A 24,818-nucleotide genomic window follows, 5' to 3' on the forward strand; every position below is an offset into this window, starting at 1 on the left:
TGTATGCTTTAAGTGAAAATAGGTTTAGATGAGTTTATATTATTCGAAAATAATTGTAGTAAGTAATATATTAGGCACATGAAAGAAAATAACAGACAAGTATATTGGCCTGTTATTTCTTTATGTGCCTTATTTAATGAAAGGATAAAAGCAGTAATGTGTGCTATCTTTTTTGTATATAAATAATCATATATTCAATTTACACAGTGGTTATATATTGTAAAATAATGATTTAAAAATAGAATAGGCTATTTGAAGAAAATTTAAGATTAACTATATCTTTTAAATAAAAATTTATATTATTTTTTTCAATTTTAAATTCTATAAGATTAGCTAGAGGGTTAGTGTTATTTTTCAAATAAATAGTAAATTCAAACGGATTTTCTATAATATTATCAATTTCATAAGGGAAAGTATTAGGATTTTCACTATCTGCACATATTTCTATATTATGTGCTCTTATACAAATATATTGAATATTTTCAGGAACTTCATCATCAACAATATATTCATGGCCCCAATTTTCAGCATAAATAGTATATTTACCAGTTTTTTTAGCCTTTGATATGTTTTTGCAACCTGTTAAAGTTGCTTCAGCAAGAGTTTTAGGAAAATTAAATAAATCTTTCTTTTCTCGTTTTTTTAAAGATATGCCATTTTCATAAACAATTATATCATCACAAACTCTATAAGCTTCAGCTATATCATGAGTAACAAAAATAACATTTCCACTATAATCTTTTACTATAGACATTAATTCTTTCTCTAAATTATTTCTTAAATGTTGATCTAATGCAGAGAAGGGCTCATCTAAAAGTAAAATATCTGGAGACGTTATAAGTGCTCTAGCTAAAGCTACTCTTTGCTGCTCACCACCAGACAATTGCCAAGGATAATGTTTTTCAAGACCTCCAAGACCCAATCTTTCTACATAATCTTTGCTTAAGGATTTTTTTTGTTCTTTTTTCATTTCAGAAATACCTATTTCAATATTATCAATTATATTCATATTAGGAAATAAAGCATAATTTTGAAAAAGATAACCTATCTTTCTTTTTTGAGGACTTAAACTAATTGCTTTATCTGAATCAAAGAAAATTTTATCATTTACAATTATTTTTCCTTTAGAAGGAGTAACTAAACCAGATATGCATTTTAGACTCATACTTTTACCAGAGCCAGATGCTCCTAAAAAGCCTAGAACACCACTTTTATGTTCAAAATTAACCTTTAAATCAAGAGACGGAAGATGTTTTTCTATATTTACATATAACGACATTATTTAGCCCTCCTTCCCATAAGTTTAAGCTGAATTTCTGACCAATAGTTTAATATTAAAATTAATACTAATGATAAAGTTACAATTATAATAACCCAAAGCATAGCTTTTTGCATATCGCCGCCTTCAGCAGCAAAGAAGATAGCAAGGGGCATGGTTTGGGTTCTTTCAGGAATATTTCCAGCTACCATTAATGTTGCACCAAACTCACCTATAGCTCTTGCAAAAGAGAGAACTAATCCACCAATAATACCTGGCATTGCTAAAGGAATAGCAATTTTATAAAAGATTTTAAATTCACTAAGACCAAGAGTTCTAGCAGCAGAAAGGATATTAATGTCTATTTGCTCAAAAGCAGAACGTGTAGTTTTATACATCATTGGGAAAGAAACCACTATAGCTGCAAGCACCGTAGCAGTCCAACTGAAAATTATAGACGTATTAAAGAATTCTAAAAGTTTACCTACAGGACCATTTTTCCCACAAATTAGTAATAAAAAGAAACCTACAACAGTTGGTGGAAGAATTAAAGGTAAAATAAATAATCCATCTATTATTCCTTTAGATTTTCCTTTGAAATTTGACATCCAATAAGATATTAAAATACCGAAAAAGAATGTTATTATTGTTGCAACAGTGGCAGTTTTTATGGAAATCCATAAAGGTGTAAAATCCATATTAATTCCTCCTTCGAAGTTATTTTAAGAAAAAATTTTTAATTTTCTAATAAATATATAACATAAGGCACATTCAAAAAATAAACAGAGCATCTTTGATCTGTTATTTTTGAATGTGCCTAAATTGACAATTCTTTATTGACACTGAAAGGAAGCTCGCTCCGCATTTGTTCGTTGAGTAAGTTCAAGTAGCCAAATATAAAAGCTCACAGAGAAAGTTCGAAGAACGAAATGTAAAATTTCGATTCTCACTTTTTGGACTTTCACTTATCTCACTTAAGCTATGCCATAACCATATTTTTCAAAAATCTTTTTACATGTATCAGTAAATAAGAAATCTTCAAATGCTTTTGCAACATCTGGATTTTTACTAGCTTTAATTACACCTACAGGATATGTTATAGGTGAGTGCTTGTCCTCAGCAATTATCTCAATTATCTTAACATCTTTACTACTTAGAGCATCACTTTTATAAACCAATCCAACATCAGCATTTCCAGAAGTGGACCAAGCAAGTACTTCTTTTACATCTTTTCCAAAGACAAGTTTTGATGTTATAGAATCTTTAATAGCAAGCTTTGTGAAAACTTCATCAGCATATTTCCCAGCTGGAACACTTGTAGGTTCTCCAACTGCAATCTTTTTAACTTTGTCGCTTGTTAAATCAGAAAGACCAGTTAAGGTAGTGTCTTTAGGTCCAACTAAAACTAAATCATTTTTAACTAAATCTTTTTTAGTATTTTCAAGAAGCAAAGACTTTTCATCTAAGGCTTTCATTTGACTTTGACCAGCTGAGATGAATATATCACAAGGTGCTCCTTGTTCTATTTGTTGTTGGAGAGAACCTGATGCACCAAAATTAACAGTTAATGTTACATTTGGTTTAACTTTTTTAAATTCAGTTTGTATATCTGCCATTGCTTCTGTTAAACTAGCAGCTGCAGAAATATTTAGCTCTACTGGAGGTTCAGTAGTGGTAGTATCTTTTTGTGCAGAAGATGAATCCTTTTGAGCACCACAACCAATAATTAATACAGATAACATTAACGTTACTAAAGTGGAAAATACAATCTTGTTTTTCATAAATAAAACCTCACATTCATAATTTTAAATTAATAGTTATGTTTAGTTATATTAGCTACTTTTTATCATGTTTTTTATTATACTAACATTATATTAAAAAGAATGCAATATACTCATATAAATATAAACGTATTGTGAAAATTATTGATAAATTTATTTGAATATGATTATATATTAATATAGGAATGTGATGTTTAGTTATGTTTTATTTAAAGATCTCAAAGAGGAGAATACAGAAATGTATGAACCTTTTTGAGATTTTTTTTGTTTGTGTTGAAACACTATTATAAGGAGGAGTGAGTAAATTCAAATTTGTTACATTTTCAGGACGCTATCTTTAGGTAAAAATTCAGTGATCTTAAAGGTTATTACTTGTTTAATAAAGAATAAAATAGATTTGGTGCAATAATTATGGAAAAATATTTTTCATATTACTTCCAATATAAATTAATAATTGGTAAAATATAAAAAATATGGTTAAAAATAATATTCTAATAATATATAATCAATATTGATTATATTTAATTTTAAGGAGGAAATAATAATGAAATTAAGTGCTAGGAATCAATTAGTTGGAAAAGTTGTTAAACTTAAAGAAGGTGCAGTAAATGCATTAGTAAAGATAGAAATTGCTAAAGATATTGTAATTTCTATGGATTCTGTAAAAGAATTAGAATTAACAGTAGAATTAGATGCTACAACAGTAATTAAAGCTTCATCAGTTATCATTATGGCTTAATTTACTACAATAATACATAAGAGAAAGGGAATATTTCAATTTGAGACATTCTCTTTTTGAATATGCTTAAAAATAAAATAAATGATCTTGTGAAAAGTTAGGTAAACTGTATCATTATTGATAATTATTAAACTATTCCATAAACATACTTCTCAACTTAAATATAGTTATGTTTTGTTAAAAAGATTTAATATAAGATCTCAATAATGAAAATGGTGCTTGGGATGGAAAAGGCCCATATTCAAAAGTAGAAGTAGATAAATTCGAAGGAAAAGTTGAATGATATTGGAGCACCTGATGAGTTGAATGTTAGTGAATATTTAGGTGAATATAAAGTAGATATTTGTGGTATGAAAAAAGTTAATGACAATCAATAAAAGATTGAATATACTATAAATTTATTTGATTTAGCTAAGGCAATACTAATGTCAAAGATGAATAATTAAAAATTAATAATTGATAAATCTATGAGTCTGGTATCTGTAGATTAGGAGGGGAAATTTGAATGAAAGAATCCTATAAGGAGAGATTAGAACTTTTAAAAAGTAGTGAGAGCTTTGTATTAGCTTCTATTTTTGATAGCCAAGGTTCAGCACCAAGAACAATTGGTGCAAGAATGATAATTAGAAAAGATGGGTCTATTCTAGGAACAGTTGGGGGAGGAAAAGTCGAAGCATTAGTAATTCAGCATGGAATAGAAATATTTGATACAAAAACTACAATTCTAAAGGAATATAAATTGCAGGAAACTGAAAATAAAGGAATTGGAATGGTATGTGGTGGTGATGTCAGTATTTTAATGGAATATGTAGATAAAGAAAAAGAAGAAAATATTAAATTGTATGAAGAAGTAATAAAATGTTTTGAAAATGGAGAAAAAGCATTTATAATTAGAAAATTTTTTTATGATGGAAATAGTATAAATTATTTATATAAAAATAAGCAAATTATTTATAGCTCAAAGGATATAGAAAAGGAAGTTATTGAAAAATACTCAGATGCTGTACGATATAGAGATCTTATTCTTCTTAAGGAGGAAAATGCAAATGTTCTTATTGAGCCAATATGCAATTTAGGGAGATTATATATCTTTGGCGCAGGTCATGTTTCTCAAAAGCTTGCAGAACTTGCTAAGAAGATAGATTTTCTAGTTACAGTAGTAGACAGCAGGGCTGAATTTGCCAACAGAGATAGATTTTCAACGGTTGATGATGTAGTTGTCCCTGATTCTTTTGAAGGATGTTTTGAACAACTTCCAATAGACAAAGATAGTTATATTGTAATTGTAACAAGTGGACATATATTTGATTTGACTTGTCTAAAACAGGCATTAAGAACAGATGCATATTATATTGGAATGATAGGAAGCAGAAGGAAACGTAATATTGTTTATGAAGCACTTAAAGAAGAGGGATTTACAGTTGATGATTGTAATAAAGTTTATAATCCAATAGGCCTTGAAATTGGTTCTGAAACACCTGAAGAGATTGCAGTAAGTATTGCAGCTGAACTTATAAAGATTCGACGCGAGAGGATGATATGAAAAACTATTCTGCCATAATTCTTGCGGCAGGCTATTCTTCAAGGATGGGAGAAAGAATACATGTACTAAAAGAGCCTTTTCCTCATTATGAAGAATGTATGGAAATATTAAGATTAAGTGATGTTAAGCAAGAGACATTGAACATATGAAAGAGAGGGGAATGAAGATGATAAAAATCGCAATATTAACTATAAGTGATAAGGGAGCTAGAGGAGAAAGAATAGATGAGACAGGGCCAGCAATTAGGAAGGAATTAGAAGAAAATGAGTATACTATAAGCTTTTATAAAATTGTTCCTGATGAAATAGAACAAATAGAAAAAGAATTAATTTATTTGTGTGATAAGTTAAAAGTTGATTTAATTTTGACCAATGGAGGTACAGGTTTTTCGAAAAGGGATGTTACACCTGAAGCAACTAAAAATGTAATAGAGAAATATGCGCCAGGTATTGGCGAGGCCATGAGGATGAAATCTCTAGCTATTACACCAAAGGCCATGCTTTCTAGGGGGATTTCAGGAATTCGTGGGAAGACATTAATAATTAATCTTCCAGGTAGTCCTAAAGGTGCTGTAGAAAATCTTCAATTTGTATTACCAGCAATTCCACATGGTATTGCAATACTTACAGGAGAAGCTAGTGAGTGTGCGGGAAGTTAAAACAAAAGAATAATGAAAAATAATTAATGATTAAGAAGGAAATTCCAAAGGAATTATAAAGTAATTTCAATCTTAATCACTAATTAAATAGTAGGAGACGGTGTTATGAGAGACAAGCAAGGAAGAAATATCAATTATTTAAGAGTATCAGTGACTGACAGATGTAATTTAAGGTGCATATATTGCATGCCAGAAGAAGACATAGAAACTTTAAGACATGATGATATTCTTCGCCTTGAGGATATTTTAAAAATTGTAAAGGCAGCTGCCTCACTTGGTATTAATAAGATAAGGTACACTGGTGGAGAACCCTTAGTAATGAAGGATATAGATAAATTAATATATGAAACTTCTAAATTGCAGGGAATAGAAGATATTGCAATAACCACAAATGGCATTTTGCTATCTGATATGGCAGAGGATTTAAAAAAATCTGGACTTAAAAGAGTTAACATAAGCTTAGATACATTAGATAAAGATAAATTTAAAGATATTACGAGAATAGGGAATTTAGATAAAGTACTAGAAGGTATAAATAAGTGTTTATCAATTGGAATAAAACCACTAAAAATTAATACAGTTTTAATGAAAGGTATTAATGATACAGAATTTACAGATTTTTTAAATTTAGCTAAGGAAATGCCAGTAGAAATAAGATTTATTGAACTTATGCCAATCGGCGAAAGTATTAAGTTATACGAAGAAAGCAAGGTAAATTTTAAAAATATTTTGATAAGGCATCCGGAGTTAGTCCCAATCGAAAGTAAAAAGGGGACAACAGCGCAATTATACAAGATTCAAGGTTCAAAAGGAAAAATAGGTTTTATTAATTCTATAAGCTGCAATTTTTGTGCAGATTGTAATAAAATAAGGCTTACATCGACAGGAACAATTAAGCCATGTCTTCATTCAAAGGAGGAAATAAATCTTAAAGAATATTTAAATAATGAAGAACTGCTTACAACAAAACTAAAATCAGCAATATTTAATAAACCACTAGAGCATCACCTTCAAGAGGAAAGCGTTAGTAGAAGTGATAAGATGATGTATCAGATAGGAGGCTAAAAATAATGGAACTTACGCATATAAATGAAGAAGGAAGAGCTAAAATGGTTGATGTATCTGAAAAGGTTGATACTGTACGAGAAGCAGTAGCAATTGGATATGTTTCTATGAAAAAAGAAACCCTTGAAAGAATAAAAGAAGGTACTATTTCAAAAGGCGATGTATTAGCTGTTGCTCAAGTAGGAGGAATAATGGGAGCTAAAAATACTCCACAAATAATACCAATGTGCCATCCTATAATGATATCTGGCTGTGATATAAGCTTTAGAATTGATTTTGAAAATAATAGAATTGAAATAACTGCAACCACAAAGATTGTAGGAAAAACTGGAATTGAGATGGAGGCACTCACTGCAGTATCTACTGCAGCATTAACTATTTATGATATGTGCAAATCTATTGATAGAGAAATGATTATAAATAATATTATGCTTGTAAGAAAAAGTGGAGGAAAATCAGGTACATTTGAAAGGAAGGGATTATGATGAGTAAAGTTATTGCAGTTAATATAAGCGATAAAAAAGGTGAAGTAAAACATCATATAGAAAAAGGTTTTTTTAGAGTTAATCATGGTCTTGAGGGGGATGCTCATGCAGGAGATTGGCATAGACAAGTAAGCTTACTTGGAATAGAGAGTATTAAAAAAATGAAAGCAGTTGGAATTGATGTTATAGCCACAGGGCAATTTGCTGAAAATATTACAACAGAAGGATTAACCTTATATGAACTTTCAGTTGGGACAAAACTTAAAATTGGAGAGGTTCTTTTGGAAGTGACACAGATTGGGAAAAAGTGTCACAAGGGGTGCAAAATTAAGGATTTAGTAGGCGAGTGTGTAATGCCAAAGGAAGGAATATTTGCTAAGGTATTAGAAGAAGGATATATTAAATCTGGAGATAATATTGAAGTATGAAATTTGTGACATTTTCGGGACCACCATCGTCAGGTAAAACTTCTGTGATTTTAAAAGTTATTATATCTTTTAGATTGTAGATTTAACTAAATTAAATGGTAGAGGTATACCTAACTCGTGGGGAGAACTTTTAAATGGTTAATTTCAAAATGAAGTTGCTATACGAGGTAAAAAAGGAAAGTGTTGCGAAACAACATTGCTTGCAATATATAAAGACTATGGCATAGATGGAATTGAATTTCTATTTCTTCAGCACATTTATGGGATGGGGATACTAATGAATATAATACTGCTTTTGTTAGAAAAATGCTTCTAGGAATATCATGTTTACTTATAAATTTAGCTTATAGAAATGTTGGTTTTTATGTAGCTAAAGGAAATCCACATAAAATAAATACATGGAAAGATCTAACTAAACAAAATATATCTATGATAAATAGGGAAAAGGGTTCTGGAATAAGAATTTTACTTGATGAAAAGTTAAGATTAAACAATATAAATAGAGAGCACCTAAATGGATATAATATAGAAAAACAATCTCATTTTGCAGTAGCAAGAGGTATTGCTAGAGGCGAAGGTGATGTTGGAATAGGAAATGAGAAGGTAGCTTGTCATTTAAGCGAAATTGATTTTATACCACTTCAAGAAGAAAGATATGATTTAGTAATTAAAGAATCAGATTTAAAATATCCAATATACAAATTAATCATAAACACCATACAAAGTGAAGAGTTTAAAAAAGAAATTGAAGGTTTAGGTGGGTATGATTTAAAAGATATTGGTAAAATACTTGCTAAAACTTAAATAATAATATAGTATAAAATTAATAAAAGATTTTAGGTGCAAAGATGCAGTGATTTTACTGTGTCTTTTTTGTTATCTAAAAGTACAAATTTAAAGGAGTGATATTATGAATGAAATAGCAGTATTTCTTGATGAAAAAAATGAGATAAGTTCTTTTACAGAAGCAAAGTGTGTAAATATTTTTGCTCGGGAGGAAGATTCATGGAAGGTAAAAAAAGAAATATTAGTAGAACGGACAAGTAGTGGAAAAGGAATAAAAGAAGTAAGAGAAGAGTACATCAATTTAGTAAAACAAATGGATGATTGCAAAATTGTTATAGTAACTAAAGCCTTTGGCATTCCATATAGTGTATTTTATGCAGAAGATTTTAGTGTTTGGGAATTAGAAGGAAATCCTATGAATTTTTTGAATGAAATTATAAGAAAAGAGAAAGAACAAGAGGAAGCAGAAGAAAATAAAGAAGAAATTGCAAAAAATCTTGGAGAAGGTCATTACTTTATAGATCTAATGGAATTAGAAATATCAAATCCAGAGATGTCTTCAAAAAAAGCAATAATTCCTTATTTGAAAGAATATGATGTTAAAAAAATAGAAATTCATTGTTGCCATGTACCACCTTGGTTAGTTAAAGAAAAAGATAGAGGAGCTATTGAACTGGATATTAAAGAGGTGAAAAAAAATGATTTCATGGTCACTATTGAAAAAAAGAATTAATGTAAATAATACGTATACTAAATAAAAACTAGGTTTATGCGTATAAACTACTGAAGTTACAACTGTGTATCTTAATTTAGAATGGAGGAAAATAATATGAAAACAATCGAAACTAAATTTGGAACTTTAAATGATGCCATTGTTGCTGGTTATTATTCCACTGGAGAAGCTGAAGAATACAGATTAGAAGAAAAAAGTGAGCTTAATATTTGGGGGTACAAGCTAATACCTTCATATGAATTTCCCGATGTAAGAAGAAAAGAATTTCCATCAGTGAAAGTTTATAAAAGTGGAAATATAAGAAGCATTTTATTAAATGACTCAACTTCTATTACAACTAAAATAGGAGTATTTGAAGTTGAAAAAATCACATTTTATGAAGATGGTCCAATTAATAGACTATTTTTGTTAGATGGTAAATTATCTGGATATTGGTCAGAGGAAGATGAATATGATTTAGCAAAACCATATAAATTTGATTTTGAATTTGCATCTTTTGAAGCTAAGGCTATATCCCTTCATTTTTATAAAACTGAGGAGCTAAAGAGTATTACTTTGTGGCCTAAGGAAAGAGTTAATCTAAACTTAGAAGATTATAATATTATAGGTAGAATAGGATTTTCCTTATATGAAAGTGGTAAACTCAAATCTTGTGAGCCTTTTAGACCAATTACTATAAATACGCTTATTGGAGATATAGAAGCCTATGATATTAATGCTATAGGAATTCATGGAGATGAAAATTCTCTTAATTTTTATGAAGATGGTAGGATCAAGTCACTTATTACTTCTAGAAATACAATAACAATTCATACTTTAGGTGGAGATAAAATTATTCATTCACCTAGAAAAGTCAGAATATATTCTAATAGCGAAGTGATGGATACAATAACTTTATCTATAGAATTTATAGATGATAAAGTTATTATAGATGGTAATTATGAATATAATATTCAAGGAAATAAGTTTGAAATAAAGAACTTTGGAGAAAAGCAATTTACACTTAGTGGTGATTTGAATAAATGATTTTTTTATTGATTTAGCTAAATGGGATATTTTTTTACTAAATTAATAAAAGTGTATCGTTATCATTGGAAATATCATAGAAATATGAAAAAGAGTTTGCAAAATCAATTTTCTATGATATGATAACTTTAATAACTAAAACAAATCAACAAAAAATAGCAATATATTACAAGTATTATAAAATTTGAAAAAATAGTTTACAAAATCAAAATTTTATGATATAATAATTAAAATGACTAAATAAAATTTAAATACCTATAATTAAGACAACGAAGTCTAAGTGTTTAACTCAAAGAAGAAGTTAAATCTTAGATTTTTTTTATTAAATGAAGGATAAAGGAGTCTAATTTATTATTACTTTAGAAATTATATAAAATAGATTTCTTGATATAATAATTTTAATAACTAAATAAAATTTAAATATATATATTGCAACAAATATATTCTTCATAAAAATTAATTTACTATTAACTGTTTTCATGAAGGTTATTTTTTACAATATATGTACCTATAATTAAGGCAACGAAGTCTAAGTTTTTAATTCGAAGAAGAAGTTAAACTTAGATTTTTTTTATTAATTAAATGAAGGACAAAGGAGTCTAATTTCATATAACTTTAAAAGTTATATGAAATAGATTCTTTTTTTAAAACTAAATTTTAGTTATATTAATACATTTAAGTTATAATGTCCCAAATGGGCTTATATAAAATTTATTTAATTAAAAGGAGGAAATTTATATGAGACAAGTAGCTATTTATGGAAAAGGTGGTATAGGAAAATCAACTACTACACAAAATTTAACATCAGCTTTAGCTGAAATGGGTAAGAAAATAATGATAGTAGGATGTGATCCTAAAGCAGATTCAACAAGATTAGTTCTTGGAGGATTAGCACAAAAAACAGTTCTAGATACTTTAAGAGAAGAAGGAGACGACATCGAATTAGATGCAATCTTGAAACCAGGATATGGGGGAATCAAATGTGTTGAATCAGGCGGTCCAGAACCAGGAGTTGGATGTGCTGGTAGAGGTATCATTACTTCAATAGGAATGCTTGAACAATTAGGAGCTTATACACCGGATTTAGATTATGTATTCTATGATGTATTAGGAGACGTTGTATGTGGTGGATTCGCAATGCCAATCAGAGAAGGTAAAGCACAAGAAATATACATCGTTGCATCTGGAGAAATGATGGCATTATATGCAGCTAACAACATTTCAAAAGGTATTCAAAAATATGCTAAAACAGGTGGAGTTAGATTAGGTGGTATCATCTGTAACAGTAGAAAAGTTGATAAGGAATTAGACTTATTAGAAGCTTTTGCAAAAGAACTTGGAAGCCAATTAATTCACTTTGTACCAAGAGATAATATGGTTCAAAGAGCTGAAATACACAAGCAAACAGTTATCGAATTTGATCCAAAAGCTGATCAAGCAGATGAATACAGAACTTTAGCTAGAAACATTGAAAATAACAAATTATTTGTTGTTCCAACTCCAATGAAACAAGAAAGATTAGAAGAAATCTTAATGGAATATGGTTTAATGGATATCTAAGATAAAAGATAACATATTATATAAAAGTACTTAATGCTTTTATATAAGTTTAGATTTATATCTAATAACAAAATATATAATAAAAGGAGATAGAGATATATGTATATGATTCGTGCGATAATAAGACCAGAAAAGGTTAGTACTGTACTTTCAGAATTATTAGATGCTGGGTTTCCAGAAGTAACAAAGATGGCTGTTTATGGTAGAGGAAAGCAAAAAGGAATTAAAGTTGGAGATATTCATTATGATGAACTTCCAAAAGAAATGCTTTTAATTGCAGTTAAAAATGAAGATAAAGATGATGTAATAAAAGTTATAATGAGAAGTTCAAGAACAGGTGAAAAAGGTGCTTTTGGTGATGGTAAAATATTTGTTGCATCTGTTGAAGAAGTTTACACTGTAAGTAGTGGTAAAGCAGGATTATAAAATTAAATTAGGAGGAATAGCTTTATGAAAGAAGTTATGTGTATTATTCGTTTGAATAAAGTAAATAAAACTAAAGAAGCACTCACAGAAGCTGGTTTCCCATCTATTACTTGCAGAAAAGTACTTGGAAGAGGTAAAAAATCTATAGATATGGCTTTAATTGAATCATATATTGAAGCAGGTGAAATACCACAATCAGCATATGGTGAAAACTTATCTGAAAGAGGTAGACTAATTCCAAAAAGACTTATTACTTTAGTAGTAAAAGATGAAGAAGTAAAAACTGTTGTAGATGCAGTAATAAATATAAATTCAACTGGTACACCAGGAGATGGAAAGATATTTATATTACCAGTAGAAGAAGTGTATAGAGTTAGAGATGGACAAGCAGGAGAAGATGCAATTTAAAGCGTGGAGGTGAAGTTAATGAGTAAAGTAGATAGTGTTTTAGACAAATATAGTGCTAAAGTTTACAAAAATAGAAAAAAACATATGTTAGAACTTGAGCAAGAAACTCAAGAAATAGATGCAAATAGAAGAACTATTCCAGGTATTATGACACATAGAGGATGTTGTTATGCTGGCTGTAAAGGAGTTGTTCTTGGACCTTTAAAGGATATAGTATTAATAACTCATGGACCAATAGGATGTGGATATTATTCATGGGGAACTAGAAGAAATAAAGCAATACCACAAAACGGTGATGGAAACTTTATTCAATATTGTTTTAGTACAAATTTAAGTGATAGTGATATCGTATTTGGTGGAGAAAAGAAATTAAAACAAGCGATTAAAGAAGTTGTTGATATATTTAATCCAAAAGCTATATTCATATGTGCAACATGTCCAGTTGGATTAATTGGTGATGACCTTCCAGCTGTTGCAACTGAAACTAAAGAATTATATGGAATTGAATGTATATCATTCCCTTGTGAAGGATATAAGGGTGTATCTCAATCAGCAGGTCACCATATTGCAAATAATAAATTAATAAAATCTGTAATCGGAACTATGGATTATACACCTAAGACTCATTCAGTTAACATTCTTGGAGAATATAACATAGGTGGTGACGCTTGGGAAATAGAAAGAATCCTTAAGAAAATAGGCTATGAAGTAGTATCTATCATGACTGGTGATTGTAGTATTGATGATATACGTAAAGCCCACACTGCAGATTTAAATCTAGTCCAATGTCACCGTTCAATTAATTATATAGCAGAAATGATGAAAATTCAATATGGAACTGCTTGGATAAAAGTTGATTTTATTGGTGTTGATTGTACAGCTAGAACTTTAAGAGACATTGCGAAATTCTTTAATGATCCTGAGTTCACAGAAAGAACAGAAGCTGTTATAGCTGAAGAACTTGAAGATTTGAAAGATGATATGGAATATTTCAGAAGTAAATTAACTGGTAAGAGAGCAGGATTATATGTTGGAGGCTCAAGATCTCACCATTATCAAATGTTATTAAATGATTTAGGTGTAGAAACATTAGTTGCAGGATTTGAATTTGCACATAGAGACGATTATGAAGGTAGAGAAGTAATACCAACTATAGTTGAAGATGCAGATTTAAAAAATATTGAAGTATTAGAAGTAGAAAAAATTGCAGATAAATATAGACCAGTAAAAACAGATGAAGAATTAGAAGAATTAAAGAAAGAAATTGTTAATTTAGAATATTATCCAGGTATGATGCGTGATATGAAAAAAGGTGCAATTGTAGTTGATGATTTAAATCACTTTGAAACTGAAGAATTCATCAAGCAATTAAAACTTGATATGTTCTTCTCAGGTATCAAGGATAAATTTTCAATACAAAAAGGTGGAGTATTATCAAGACAATTACATTCTTATGATTATAGTGGACCTTATGCAGGATTTAAAGGTGCTGTAAACTTTGGTAGAGATGTAACTATGAGTTTATATACTCCAGCATGGGGATATGTTGTAGCTCCATGGAAGAAAGAATCTATATTAGAAGGAACATTTGGAGGTGAGGTATAATGTTAGATTTAACTCCTAAGGAAATTAAGGAAAGAACGGCCATTACTATTAATCCTAGTAAAACATGTCAACCTGTTGGTGCTATGTATGCAGCTCTTGGAGTTCATGGATGTATGCCACACAGTCATGGTTCACAAGGGTGTTGCTCATATCACAGAACAGTTTTATCAAGACACTTTAAGGAACCAGCTATAGCAACTAGTTCATCATTTAGTGAAGGTGCTTGCGTATTTGGTGGAGGTAGTAATATAAAAACTGCTGTAAAAAATATTTTTGATATGTATGATCCAGAAATAATTGCAGTTCATACTACATGTTTATCAGAAACTATAGGTGATGACTTAAATGCATTTATTGAAGATATAAATATTCCAGATGGAAAAAGAGTAATATATGCAAATACTCCAAGTTATGTTGGATCACATATTACTGGATTCTCTAATATGGTTGTAGGTTTTGTTAATAAGCTAGCAAAAACAACTGGAGTAAAGAACGGAAAAATGTGCGTAATTCCTGGATTCATTAATCCTGGTGATATGCGTGAAGTAAAGAAATTATTAAAACTTATGGGTGTAGATTATACAATGTTACCAGATACAACTGGAGTTTTTGATGCTCCAATGACTGGCAAATATGATATGTATCCAAAGGGTGGTACAAAGATTCAAGATATAATTGAATTAGGTGACTGCGAAAAAACTTTAGCTTTAGGAAGCTTTGCTTCAGAAGCAGGAGCATCTGCTCTTGAAAAATTATACAAAGTTTCATACACTACATTGAACATGCCAATAGGTATTGGTTCTACAGATGATTTAATTATGGAATTAAGTAAATTTAGCAAGCAACAAGTTCCTTATGAGCTTGAAGAAGAAAGAGGACAATTAGTTGATATAATGGTAGATTCTCATCAATATTATGATGGTAAGAAAGTAGCATTATATGGAGATCCAGATATACTTATTGCATTATCTAAGTTCTTATTAGAGCTAGGAATGATTCCTAAATATGTAATTACAGGTACTCCATCAAATGTATTTGAAAAACAAATGAAAGCTTTATATGAAGAATTTGGTGTTGAAGGATGTATTGCTAAACAAAATGCAGATTTATTTGAATTACATCAATTAATTAAAAATGAACCAGTAGATTTATTAATGGGTGGAACTCATGGTAAATACATAGCGAGAGCTGAAGATATTCCATTAGTTAGAGTTGGATTCCCAGTATTAGATAGATATATACATGCATATATGCCAACAGTTGGGTATAAAGGTGCAATGAGATTGTTAGAATTAATGCTTGGTGCATTAATGGATAGACAAGATAGAGATGCTAAGGAAGAAGATTTTGAATTAGTAATGTAAGTTTTAAATAGTGTCAAATAGTATAAACCTTATAAGACATGTATAAGTAATTAAAAAATAAATAAATTCAATGGTTGAGCAATTGAACATGAACTAAGACATGCCAATTGCTCAATTCATTAATAAATTAAGAATTTAGAATTGAGAATGTAGAATGGATTAAGAAATGCATTTATATAAGAGTTTGAAAAAATATATTTAAGAAATTATGTAAGGATTTCATCCTATATTCTGAATTCCAAATTTCTAAATTATAAATTGAAAGGGTGGTGTGTGACATTATGGATAAGAAAATATCAAATTCACTTCTTGAAGAAAGAGAAGATTTCGTATGTTTTAAGGAAGACCATAATAAAAAGTCTATGAAGTGTGATGGTGATAGTGTATCTGGATCAGTTAGTCAAAGAGCATGTGTTTATTGTGGTGCAAGAGTAGTATTAAATCCAATAACAGATGCATACCACATAGTTCATGGACCTATAGGATGTGCGAGTTACACTTGGGATATACGAGGAAGTCTTTCAAGTGGTGATGATTTATATAGAAATAGTTTTTCAACAGATTTGCAAGAAAAAGATGTAATTTTTGGTGGAGAAAAGAAGTTAATAGCAGCAATAGAAGGGATTATGGAAAAACATAACCCTAAGTTAATTTTCGTCTATGCAACTTGCATTGTTGGAGTTATTGGTGATGATGTTAAAGCTGTTTGTAAGATGGAAGAAGAAAAATATAAAGTACCAGTTATACCAGTTATGGCACCAGGATTTTCAGGAAATAAATCTAAAGGTTATAAATTAGCATGTAATGCACTTATGAATCTTTTTTCTAGAAATATTTTACCTAAGACAAAAGGAATTAATATGCTTGGTGATTTTAATTTAGCAGGAGAAATATGGATTGTAAAAGAGTATTTAAAGAGAATAGGAATAGAAGTAATATCGACAATCACAGGTGATTCTAGTCATGATAAATTAATAAAAGCTAGTAGTGCAAGTTTTAATGTTGTTCAATGTGCAGGCTCTATGACATATTTAGCAAAAAGGATGGAAATGGAAATGGGAATTCCTTTTGTTAAAATAAGTTTTGTTGGAGTTGAGGATAGTAAAAATTCATTACTTAGAATTGCAAGTTTATTTGGAGATGAAGAAACTTTAGCAAAAGCTAAAGCCTTTGTAAAAGAAGAAGAAGAAAAAATAATGCCTATACTGAATGCTTATAAAGAAAATCTTAAAGGTAAAAAAGCAGCTATATATGTAGGTGGAGGCTTCAAAGCAATTTCTTTAATAAAGCAATTTAATGAACTTGGAATAGATACAGTGATGGTTGGAACACAAACTGGAAAAAAAGAAGACTATGAAGTTATAAATAGCTTAGTTAACGATGGAACAGTTATTTTAGATGATGCAAATCCATATGAATTAGAAAAATTTATGTTAGAGCAAGATGTAGATATTTTAGTAGGTGGAGTAAAAGAAAGACCACTTGCTTACAAATTAGGAGTTGCTTTTTGTGACCATAACCATGAAAGAAAGCATCCTCTTGGAGGATTTATTGGAGCAGTTAATTTTGCAAAGGAAATAAATCTTTCAATAAATAGTCCTGTATGGAAATATGTAAGGGAGAGTGAAGAAAATGAAGAATAGTTATGTAAATCTGACTGTTAACCCATGCAAAATGTGTATGCCTATGGGAGTTTGCAATGCTTTATATGGAATCAAAGGTTGCATGACAATTTTGCATGGTTCACAAGGTTGCAGTACATATATTAGAAGACATATGGCAACACATTATAATGAACCAATAGACATAGCATCTTCTTCACTTACAGAAGAAGGAACTGTTTATGGTGGAGAAAACAATTTGATTAAAGGTTTAGAAAATTTAATTAAATTATATAATCCAGAGGTTATAGGTATTGCAACAACTTGCCTTGCTGAGACTATTGGAGAAGATGTAGATAGACTTTCAAAAATATTTTATGAAAAACATCCAAAAAGTAAGGTTAAATTAATACCAATAAAATCTCCAGGTTATGGTGGAACTCAATATGGTGGATATTTCACAGCCTTGAGAGCAGTAGTAGAAAAGGTAGAAATGGAATCTGGATATAATGAAAAAATAAATATTGTTACTGGACCAATAAGTAGTGCTGATACGAGAGAACTTAAAGATATATTAAATGATTTTGGAGTTGATTATATATTACTTCCAGATATATCTGAAAATCTAGATGGAGTTCACAGCAAAAAATATAGTAGATTGCCAGACAATGGAACAACTATAGAAGAAATTAAATATATGGGTGGTGCAAAAGCTACAATTGAACTTTCTACCTTTATTAAAGATGAACATTCTGTTGGAAGCTACTTAGAAGAAGCTTTTGGCGTTAAAAATTATAGAATTAACATCCCAAGAGGGCTTAGAGATACAGATAAATTTTTAAAAGTATTATCTGAAGTCTCAGGAAATTCTATTCCTGAAAAATATAAAAAACAAAGAGGTAGATATTTAGATGCTATGATTGATTCTCACAAGTATAATGCAGAAGCAAGAATAGCAATCTTTGGAGAACCTGATTTTGTATATTCAGCAGCAAGATTAGCTATAGAAAATGGAGTAGTACCAGTACTTATTGCAAGTGGAGATGTATGCAAAAAACTTGAACCAAGTTTAAGAGATGAAGTAGATGAGCTTTCAAAGCAATTGTTTGCAGGAGAATGCAAAATTATAGATGAAGCAGATTTTAAAGAAATAGAAAAATATGCATTGGAGCTAAAGGTAAATGTAATGCTTGGAAGTTCTGATGGTAGAAGAATAGAGGAAAAACATAAAATACCATTAATTAGAATGGCATTCCCAATTCATGATAGGATTGGTGGACAAAGAATTTTATCTATTGGATATGAAGGTTCATTAAATTTGAGTGATCAAATTACAAATGTAATGCTTGCAAAAACAGAAATGACTTTTAGAGAAAATTTATATAATGAATATTATAAGGAGGAGAGCGAAATGCGTGAAAACACAATTGAAGAAAAGGTGATTGAAGAAAGAAACGTAGAAATAAAATCTAGTATTAGAGAAGAAGTAGAGGAAAAAACAAAAACCCATCCATGTTTTAGTTGTGATTCTGCACATAAATATGCAAGAATGCATCTTCCTATAGCACCAAAGTGTAATGTTAGCTGTAATTATTGTTTAAGAAAATTTGATTGTGTTAATGAAAGTAGACCAGGGGTTACAACAGATGTATTATCTGCAGAAGAAGCATTTGCAAAATACAAACTTGTAAAATCTAAAATGGATAACTTAAAGGTTGTTGGTATAGCAGGACCTGGAGATGCACTTGCTAACTTTGATGAAGTAAGAAAAACTCTTAAGTTAATAAAAGAATATAATAATGAGGTAACATTCTGTTTATCAACCAATGGTTTAATGCTTCCATTTTATGCACAAGAGTTAATTGATTTAGGCGTAACACATGTAACTGTAACAATGAATGCTATAGACCCTAAAATAACAGCAAAAGTATATAAATTCATAGATTATTTAGGAGTTACTTATACTGGAGAAGAAGGAACTCAAATTCTTTTAAATAATCAATTATCAGGTATTAAGTATTTAGCTGATAGAGGAATTATGTGTAAGGTTAACATCGTAATGCTTAAGGGAATTAATGATCACCATATAGAAGAAATAACTAAAAAAGTTAAAGAACTTGGGGCTGGAATAACAAATATAATGCAAATGATACCAGTTAAGGGAAGTGTATTTGAAAATATGCCACTTACAAGTAATAAAGAAATAATGGATTTAAGAAAAAAATGTGAAGTAAATATAAAACAAATGTATCATTGCAAACAATGTAGAGCTGACGCAATTGGATTACTTGGAGATGATCAGTCTCAAAAATTTAATAAACCTATGAATGAAAATAATTCATCAGATGAAAAGCCACTAAAATTTGCAATTGCTTCAAAAAGCGGTATTGGAGTTGATATGCACTTTGGACATGCATCAGAATTTTATATTTATGAATATAAAAATGGAGATGCAAAATATATAGAAAAAAGAGATGTAGATAAATACTGTAACGGAAAAGAAGTTTGTGATGAAGAAGAAGACAAATTTGCTAAACTATCTAAAGTTGTTTCTGATTGTGATGGAGTGCTATCACTTAGAATGGGTGATGAGCCTAAAAAGAAATTCAAGGATATGGGCATAGAAGTATTTATGACTTGCGAAACAATTGAAACAGCAGTTGTAAAAGCTGCAGAAGCTATATTAAAAGGGACAGAAGTTAAAGAAATGCTAAGAGCTTAAAATATTTAAGGATTTTGATATTCGCCTCAATTTTGTTTTTAGTTACTTATATTTCAACAAAATTGAGGAAAATATAAATATTTAATAAAAAAGGGGGCACGTAAAATGATTAATTTAAAGCATCATATTTTTGTTTGTGCAAGCTGTAGAGTTAATGGAATGCAAAAGGGAATGTGTTATTCTAAAGATTCAGTAAAGGTTGTGCAAAAGTTTATGGAGGAAGTTGAAGACAGAGACCTAATAAACGAAGTAATGGTTACTAATACTGGTTGTTTGGGGGTATGTAATAAAGGTCCTATTGTGGTTGTTTATCCAGAAGGAACTTGGTATGGAAATGTAAAAGTTGAAGATGTAGAAAGGATTGTGGAAGAACACATCGAAGGCGGAAAAGTAGTAGAAGAATTAGTTATATAAGAAATAATAGTATTTTACATATAGATAAGAAATTAGGGTATTATTATTACACAGTTTTTAGGCACTATTAAAAAAATATACTAGCATACTGACTTGTTATTTTTTTAATAGTGCCTTAAATATATAATTAAATTTCAACTATAAATTTGAGATGTGCTTTTGTACATCTCTTTTTTTAGGATGTTATCATGGACGCGTGCATATTAATAACTGTAACAATGAATGCTATAAGATCTGAAATAACTGCATAAGTTTATAAATTATACAAGGGGTTACTTATACTGGAGAAGAAGGAACATAAATAAAAAAAGAGATATAGACAAATTCTGTAATGGACAAAAAGATTGTGATGAAGATGACAAATTTACTAAACTATTTAGATATGTGGATACAATAGGCTTACTATATAAAATAGTAGTAAGATTTATATAAAAAGAGGTGCTGAAATATGGTAATTAGAAGAGCTAAAATAGATGATATTGATATTCTAGTAGAACTATTAACAACTTTGTTTACTATTGAAACAGATTTTATAATAGATAGAGAAAAACAACAAAATGGACTTTTGCTTATGTTAGAACAAAATGTGCAAGGTTGCATTATGGTAGCAGAGCGTGATAAAAAAGTTATAGGTATGTGTAGTGGACAGTTATTAGTGTCTACAGCAGAAGGGGCCTTGAAAGTAATAGTAGAGGACTTAGTGGTAGCAAGAAATGAGCGTAATTGTGGAATAGGATTAGCGCTATTGTCAGGAATTCAAAAATGGGCTATTAGCTGTGGTGCAAGTAGAATGGATCTTTTAGCTGATAAACGCAACAAGTCAGCGTTAAATTTCTATCGTCAGCATAATTGGAAGTGTACAGAAATGATTGCTTTACACAAAAAATTGTAACAGTCATAATATTTAGTAATTGAAGAATATGTTTGTTTTAGAATTCCTTTTATCACTAAATCAATTTGGAATCAAGTAATTGATAAATATAAAACTATAGGTGTACTTAGTGTAAAGGATCAAATTAAGGGACATGAAAGAAAATAGCAAGTCAAATATACTAGCATACTGACTTGTTATTTTCTTTCATGTCCATTATCCATTAAGTTATGGAATTAAAAAAATATGGATTTTATGATTGCATGTAGGCAGCAAAATAGTAATTACTTCTTTCTATACTAGTCAAGATCACATTTCTGTAATTCATCTATAAGTTCATCTTCCACCAATTCCATATTTGTTTTTCCGATATATCCAAATTTAATCGAATTTGAACGTATAAAATTAACAGCTCTATAATAAGTAGCATGATCCATAAAACCAGTATAGAAAAAAACATAATCGTAATTGGATAAAATATTGGTATCAAAGGTCCCATTAAATCCTGATAAGGTTCTAAGTTCAGGATACTTTTCTCTGAATTTTCTTCTCCATTCTTTAGCTCCTCCAATAATTATTATATTTTTTCTAGCTATATAATAATCTAAGGTTTTCTTAGAATTAGAAGGAACATAGTTATTCTTGATTTTAAATAAATATTCTCTTAATTCATTTAGTTCATTTCTATATTTTTTCTCTGATAATAATTGATTTTCAAGTTCACTAATCCGACTTTGAAAAGCTAATATTTCATATTTATATTTTTTATTTAAATCATTTTTTTGACGGGTAAGAACCTTATCAAATGACTCGTTCTCTTTCTCAAGTGCATCAATTTTGGTTAAAAGAGCTATTTTTTCTTTTTCAATATTAGAAAGTTCCCCTTCTAAAGAGTCTATTTTAAAAAATAAAGTTTCTTGGCTATTTTGAAAGTATAAAGTTCTAGATTTGTTATATTCGTTAATTAGAGATTTTATAAAGATACCATTAATTACAGTTTGTAGTATTACTTTTAAATCTAAATCGCCATCATTACTCTTTATATAAGATAAAAGTATTTCATCAATATTCAAAAAATTTGAATTATTAAAAAGATGATTTATATCAAATTTATTAATAATAAACATATTTTCTAGTATAGATCCAAATTCCTCAATGACTCCAACTTCACTGTTTAAAACATCTTTATAATTGTTTAGTTTACCATATTCTCTTTTTAATAATGATTTAATTTTCTTTAATTCAGATTTATGGAGTTCTACCTCTTTATCTATTACTCTAGTTATTGGATCACAGAACTCAAAAAAATTCATATCGTCTATAATAGAGATGATAAAACCCTGATCGACAGCTTCTTCAGAACGATATATAGAAAAATAAAAATAGATTGACGAATCCAATCGGGCCTCGACTTTTCTTGTGATTTTATCCATTTGAAGATATCTTTTAGTTAACTGACTTTTGTCATGTTTTTTAACTGCATTAAAGACCATTGGATAAGTTTTTCTTAATAAAGTAATTATGCTATTTCTTAAATTATGATCTTTTTCAGCAATTAAGAGTATACCTAATGCTTTTCTACTCTCAATTTCTTGATCAAGCGTACCTTCAGTCATTATAACGTGGTTGATGCAGGAAGAATTTATAGCAGCATCATAATACTTTATTTGATCAAGAAGATATAATTTATCAATATTTTTTTTAAGTTCAACGTTTCTAATCATGGCAATACTTATATTTGCTAAAATATAATTTTTAAAAATAGATGAATCAATATGCCAGTTTTCTCCAATCATTTTTGAAAAGTTTTCTATATTTAAATTCATTAAAAATGAATTATCTTTAATCAATTCCATTTGGAAAACACCTCCTTAGGACAGTTGAAATTTAACATGAAATTTTGTTTGATAGGTTACAAATTATGTTATTATTAATGAAGGTGAATATAAATTTGTGTTTAAATATATTATAATGTTAATACTATTATATTGCAATAATTTCATGGATGCTTTGTAAATAATTAATCGGATTATATAATAGATTAACAAAGGAGAAAATATTGAAGATATTTTAAGAATCTAAGATAAAGAGAAGATATAAAATTAAATTTATATAACAAAAATGAAAAAACTCTATACAAATCTTATTTTGTATGATAATATATTAGTAATAGAATAAATATTTACAATAAAGGCAATGAAGTCTAAGAATAAACTCATAAATTAGTTAATTCTTAGATTATTTTTTTTATCGGCAAAGGAGCCTATTTAATATAATATTAATAGTATTATATTAAATAAGGCTCTTTTTATATTTAAAAGTACTTCAATAGAATTGAAAGTTATATTAATAATATATCTGAAGAGGAGTGGAATTATGGGTGAAAGAAAAATTGAAATCATAGATAAGACAATAGTTGTTTTAAAAGAAATATATGGTGATAAATTAAAGGCAAAGATTTCTAAAATAAAAGAGTTAATAAAATTACTATATATAATAGGAAGCGATTATATAGAAATTACTCAAGAACTTTATGAAGAATTATCACCATTACCACAAAATGTAAAATTTATAATAGCTAATAATAATAGCATTGAAACTAAAAATGTTAATAAATTTTATAATAGCCTAAATAGTAAATCTAATGTATGTAACTTAAAAAATGTTAGAGTAATTGGATTAGATGATATTATTTTTTACGACTATGAAAAAATATTTTCTGAAATTATAAATATTTTAGGCGAAAACATACAAATATGCATTAAGAACAAGTATGGAGCATCTACAGCAATGAGTTTAGAGTGGATCAAACTTGGTGGAAAAAAGGTGATCACAACTTTTGCAGGAATTGGGGGGTATGCTCCCCTTGAAGAAATATTAGGTTCTATTTCTCTTTTAGAGAAAATTAAACTTCAAGGAAATCATAAACTTTTCCCAGAAGTACTTAATATCTTTGAAGATATTACAGAAAGTAAACTTCAGACCAATATGCCTTTTATAGGTAAGGATATTTTTAATGTAGAATCGGGAATTCATGTAAATGGAATTGCTAAAAATCCATGTACCTATGAACCGTATGATCCAAGTACAATAGGAAGAAAAAGAAATATTGTTATTGGTAAGCATTCAGGCGTCAATGCACTAGAGATAAAATTGAAAGAATTGAATATAACATATAATTCAAATAATTTGAAATGTATGTTAGAACATGTAAGAAATCTTAGTACACAAAAACGAAGAGGATTAAATAATGATGAAATTCAAGAGATTTATAGAAAATGTAGTATATAAATACCTGAGATATGAGTATATACTCCGAAATGAAGGTCATGCATTTGTTCCAGT

23 protein-coding genes and 1 pseudogene are annotated in these 24,818 nt (G+C 29.0%); 20 read left to right on the forward strand and 4 right to left on the reverse strand.

Features of this window, described 5'->3' with window-relative positions; genetic code table 11:
• Positions 1-232: 232 nt before the first annotated feature.
• From LLF98_RS08870 to modA, 3 genes are all read right to left on the reverse strand, one after another.
• The gene (locus LLF98_RS08870; RefSeq protein ID WP_291702783.1) at positions 233-1,279 is read right to left on the reverse strand and encodes an ATP-binding cassette domain-containing protein; all 1,047 of its coding nucleotides are present in this window, start codon (positions 1,277-1,279) and stop codon (positions 233-235) included.
• A complete protein-coding gene (gene modB, locus LLF98_RS08875) occupies positions 1,279-1,962 on the reverse strand; it encodes a molybdate ABC transporter permease subunit (RefSeq protein WP_291702822.1) in 684 nt (227 codons plus the stop codon). The genes LLF98_RS08870 and modB overlap by 1 nt, the downstream gene beginning before the upstream one ends.
• A 270-nt stretch (positions 1,963-2,232) precedes the next feature.
• Positions 2,233-3,039: a molybdate ABC transporter substrate-binding protein gene (gene modA / locus LLF98_RS08880; protein WP_291702784.1), complete on the reverse strand. Its 807-nt coding sequence runs from the start codon at positions 3,037-3,039 to the stop codon at positions 2,233-2,235.
• A gap of 544 nt (positions 3,040-3,583) precedes the next feature.
• On the opposite strand from modA, the gene LLF98_RS08885 reads away from it, so the two are divergent.
• The 19 genes and pseudogenes from LLF98_RS08885 (at position 3,584) to LLF98_RS08975 (ending at position 21,494) form a co-directional block, all read left to right on the forward strand.
• The gene (locus tag LLF98_RS08885; protein ID WP_291702786.1) at positions 3,584-3,778 is read left to right on the forward strand and encodes a TOBE domain-containing protein; all 195 of its coding nucleotides are present in this window, start codon (positions 3,584-3,586) and stop codon (positions 3,776-3,778) included.
• A gap of 505 nt (positions 3,779-4,283) precedes the next feature.
• Positions 4,284-5,321: an XdhC family aldehyde oxidoreductase maturation factor gene (locus LLF98_RS08890; RefSeq protein WP_291702788.1), complete on the forward strand. Its 1,038-nt coding sequence runs from the start codon at positions 4,284-4,286 to the stop codon at positions 5,319-5,321.
• Complete coding sequence (locus LLF98_RS08895) at positions 5,318-5,470, forward strand: hypothetical protein (protein WP_291702790.1); 153 nt, start codon at positions 5,318-5,320, stop codon at positions 5,468-5,470. The genes LLF98_RS08890 and LLF98_RS08895 overlap by 4 nt, the downstream gene beginning before the upstream one ends.
• A gap of 17 nt (positions 5,471-5,487) precedes the next feature.
• Positions 5,488-5,979, forward strand: coding sequence for a MogA/MoaB family molybdenum cofactor biosynthesis protein (locus tag LLF98_RS08900; RefSeq protein ID WP_291702792.1), 492 nt, complete (start codon positions 5,488-5,490; stop codon positions 5,977-5,979).
• Positions 5,980-6,084: 105 nt separating this feature from the next.
• Entirely contained in the window at positions 6,085-7,044 is a 960-nt protein-coding gene (gene moaA, locus LLF98_RS08905) for a GTP 3',8-cyclase MoaA (protein ID WP_291702793.1), read from the forward strand.
• Between the two features lie 2 nt (positions 7,045-7,046).
• Positions 7,047-7,529: a cyclic pyranopterin monophosphate synthase MoaC gene (moaC, locus tag LLF98_RS08910; RefSeq protein ID WP_291702823.1), complete on the forward strand. Its 483-nt coding sequence runs from the start codon at positions 7,047-7,049 to the stop codon at positions 7,527-7,529.
• Positions 7,529-7,957, forward strand: coding sequence for an MOSC domain-containing protein (locus LLF98_RS08915; RefSeq protein WP_291702794.1), 429 nt, complete (start codon positions 7,529-7,531; stop codon positions 7,955-7,957). Before moaC ends, LLF98_RS08915 begins: the two co-directional genes overlap by 1 nt.
• Before the next feature lie 177 nt (positions 7,958-8,134).
• Positions 8,135-8,761: pseudogene (locus tag LLF98_RS08920) on the forward strand (substrate-binding domain-containing protein); the annotation flags it as partial.
• Between the two features lie 106 nt (positions 8,762-8,867).
• Entirely contained in the window at positions 8,868-9,476 is a 609-nt protein-coding gene (locus LLF98_RS08925) for a Fe-only nitrogenase accessory AnfO family protein (protein WP_291702795.1), read from the forward strand.
• 96 nt (positions 9,477-9,572) lie between these two features.
• A complete protein-coding gene (locus tag LLF98_RS08930) occupies positions 9,573-10,502 on the forward strand; it encodes a hypothetical protein (protein WP_291702796.1) in 930 nt (309 codons plus the stop codon).
• 738 nt (positions 10,503-11,240) lie between these two features.
• Positions 11,241-12,062: a nitrogenase iron protein gene (nifH, locus tag LLF98_RS08935; RefSeq protein WP_291702797.1), complete on the forward strand. Its 822-nt coding sequence runs from the start codon at positions 11,241-11,243 to the stop codon at positions 12,060-12,062.
• A gap of 99 nt (positions 12,063-12,161) precedes the next feature.
• On the forward strand, positions 12,162-12,488 hold the full coding sequence (locus LLF98_RS08940; protein ID WP_291702798.1) for a P-II family nitrogen regulator: 327 nt from the start codon (positions 12,162-12,164) through the stop codon (positions 12,486-12,488).
• A 24-nt stretch (positions 12,489-12,512) separates the two neighbouring features.
• Positions 12,513-12,896 (forward strand): P-II family nitrogen regulator, encoded by a 384-nt coding sequence (locus LLF98_RS08945; RefSeq protein ID WP_291702800.1) that lies wholly within the window; start codon positions 12,513-12,515, stop codon positions 12,894-12,896.
• Positions 12,897-12,914: 18 nt separating this feature from the next.
• Positions 12,915-14,501 carry a nitrogenase component I subunit alpha gene (locus LLF98_RS08950; RefSeq protein WP_291702802.1) on the forward strand — a complete coding sequence of 529 codons (1,587 nt, stop codon included), beginning with the start codon at positions 12,915-12,917 and terminating at the stop codon, positions 14,499-14,501.
• Positions 14,501-15,865 (forward strand): nitrogenase molybdenum-iron protein subunit beta, encoded by a 1,365-nt coding sequence (gene nifK / locus LLF98_RS08955; RefSeq protein ID WP_291702804.1) that lies wholly within the window; start codon positions 14,501-14,503, stop codon positions 15,863-15,865. Before LLF98_RS08950 ends, nifK begins: the two co-directional genes overlap by 1 nt.
• 281 nt (positions 15,866-16,146) lie before the next feature.
• The gene (gene nifE, locus LLF98_RS08960; protein WP_291702806.1) at positions 16,147-17,508 is read left to right on the forward strand and encodes a nitrogenase iron-molybdenum cofactor biosynthesis protein NifE; all 1,362 of its coding nucleotides are present in this window, start codon (positions 16,147-16,149) and stop codon (positions 17,506-17,508) included.
• Positions 17,498-20,188: a nitrogenase cofactor biosynthesis protein NifB gene (gene nifB / locus LLF98_RS08965; protein ID WP_291702807.1), complete on the forward strand. Its 2,691-nt coding sequence runs from the start codon at positions 17,498-17,500 to the stop codon at positions 20,186-20,188. The genes nifE and nifB overlap by 11 nt, the downstream gene beginning before the upstream one ends.
• A 105-nt stretch (positions 20,189-20,293) precedes the next feature.
• Positions 20,294-20,602 (forward strand): 2Fe-2S ferredoxin, encoded by a 309-nt coding sequence (locus tag LLF98_RS08970; RefSeq protein ID WP_291702808.1) that lies wholly within the window; start codon positions 20,294-20,296, stop codon positions 20,600-20,602.
• Between the two features lie 448 nt (positions 20,603-21,050).
• Positions 21,051-21,494 carry a GNAT family N-acetyltransferase gene (locus LLF98_RS08975; protein WP_291702809.1) on the forward strand — a complete coding sequence of 148 codons (444 nt, stop codon included), beginning with the start codon at positions 21,051-21,053 and terminating at the stop codon, positions 21,492-21,494.
• Positions 21,495-21,772: 278 nt separating this feature from the next.
• Here LLF98_RS08975 and LLF98_RS08980 read toward each other — a convergent pair whose 3' ends face one another.
• Complete coding sequence (locus LLF98_RS08980) at positions 21,773-23,329, reverse strand: hypothetical protein (protein ID WP_291702810.1); 1,557 nt, start codon at positions 23,327-23,329, stop codon at positions 21,773-21,775.
• Between the two features lie 520 nt (positions 23,330-23,849).
• Here LLF98_RS08980 and LLF98_RS08985 point away from each other — a divergent pair.
• A complete protein-coding gene (locus tag LLF98_RS08985) occupies positions 23,850-24,764 on the forward strand; it encodes an isopropylmalate synthase (RefSeq protein ID WP_291702812.1) in 915 nt (304 codons plus the stop codon).
• Positions 24,765-24,818 lie beyond the last annotated feature (54 nt).

The organism is Clostridium sp. (genome assembly GCF_021372645.1).
In the GTDB taxonomy this organism is placed as follows: Bacteria; Bacillota; Clostridia; order Clostridiales; family Clostridiaceae; genus Clostridium.

Bases quoted from the DNA above. Each gene is read 5' to 3' on its own strand.
- nifB (WP_291702807.1), top strand. From the start codon at position 17,498: ATGAAGAATAGTTATGTAAATCTGACTGTTAACCCATGCAAAATGTGT.
- LLF98_RS08950 (WP_291702802.1), top strand. From the start codon at position 12,915: ATGAGTAAAGTAGATAGTGTTTTAGACAAATATAGTGCTAAAGTTTAC.
- LLF98_RS08925 (WP_291702795.1), top strand. From the start codon at position 8,868: ATGAATGAAATAGCAGTATTTCTTGATGAAAAAAATGAGATAAGTTCT.
- nifK (WP_291702804.1), top strand. From the start codon at position 14,501: ATGTTAGATTTAACTCCTAAGGAAATTAAGGAAAGAACGGCCATTACT.
- LLF98_RS08940 (WP_291702798.1), top strand. From the start codon at position 12,162: ATGTATATGATTCGTGCGATAATAAGACCAGAAAAGGTTAGTACTGTA.
- LLF98_RS08900 (WP_291702792.1), top strand. From the start codon at position 5,488: ATGATAAAAATCGCAATATTAACTATAAGTGATAAGGGAGCTAGAGGA.
- nifE (WP_291702806.1), top strand. From the start codon at position 16,147: ATGGATAAGAAAATATCAAATTCACTTCTTGAAGAAAGAGAAGATTTC.
- LLF98_RS08945 (WP_291702800.1), top strand. From the start codon at position 12,513: ATGAAAGAAGTTATGTGTATTATTCGTTTGAATAAAGTAAATAAAACT.
- LLF98_RS08930 (WP_291702796.1), top strand. From the start codon at position 9,573: ATGAAAACAATCGAAACTAAATTTGGAACTTTAAATGATGCCATTGTT.
- LLF98_RS08915 (WP_291702794.1), top strand. From the start codon at position 7,529: ATGAGTAAAGTTATTGCAGTTAATATAAGCGATAAAAAAGGTGAAGTA.
- LLF98_RS08985 (WP_291702812.1), top strand. From the start codon at position 23,850: ATGGGTGAAAGAAAAATTGAAATCATAGATAAGACAATAGTTGTTTTA.
- nifH (WP_291702797.1), top strand. From the start codon at position 11,241: ATGAGACAAGTAGCTATTTATGGAAAAGGTGGTATAGGAAAATCAACT.
- LLF98_RS08970 (WP_291702808.1), top strand. From the start codon at position 20,294: ATGATTAATTTAAAGCATCATATTTTTGTTTGTGCAAGCTGTAGAGTT.
- moaA (WP_291702793.1), top strand. From the start codon at position 6,085: ATGAGAGACAAGCAAGGAAGAAATATCAATTATTTAAGAGTATCAGTG.
- LLF98_RS08890 (WP_291702788.1), top strand. From the start codon at position 4,284: ATGAAAGAATCCTATAAGGAGAGATTAGAACTTTTAAAAAGTAGTGAG.
- LLF98_RS08885 (WP_291702786.1), top strand. From the start codon at position 3,584: ATGAAATTAAGTGCTAGGAATCAATTAGTTGGAAAAGTTGTTAAACTT.
- LLF98_RS08980 (WP_291702810.1), bottom strand. From the start codon at position 23,329: ATGGAATTGATTAAAGATAATTCATTTTTAATGAATTTAAATATAGAA.
- LLF98_RS08895 (WP_291702790.1), top strand. From the start codon at position 5,318: ATGAAAAACTATTCTGCCATAATTCTTGCGGCAGGCTATTCTTCAAGG.
- LLF98_RS08870 (WP_291702783.1), bottom strand. From the start codon at position 1,279: ATGTCGTTATATGTAAATATAGAAAAACATCTTCCGTCTCTTGATTTA.
- LLF98_RS08975 (WP_291702809.1), top strand. From the start codon at position 21,051: ATGGTAATTAGAAGAGCTAAAATAGATGATATTGATATTCTAGTAGAA.
- modA (WP_291702784.1), bottom strand. From the start codon at position 3,039: ATGAAAAACAAGATTGTATTTTCCACTTTAGTAACGTTAATGTTATCT.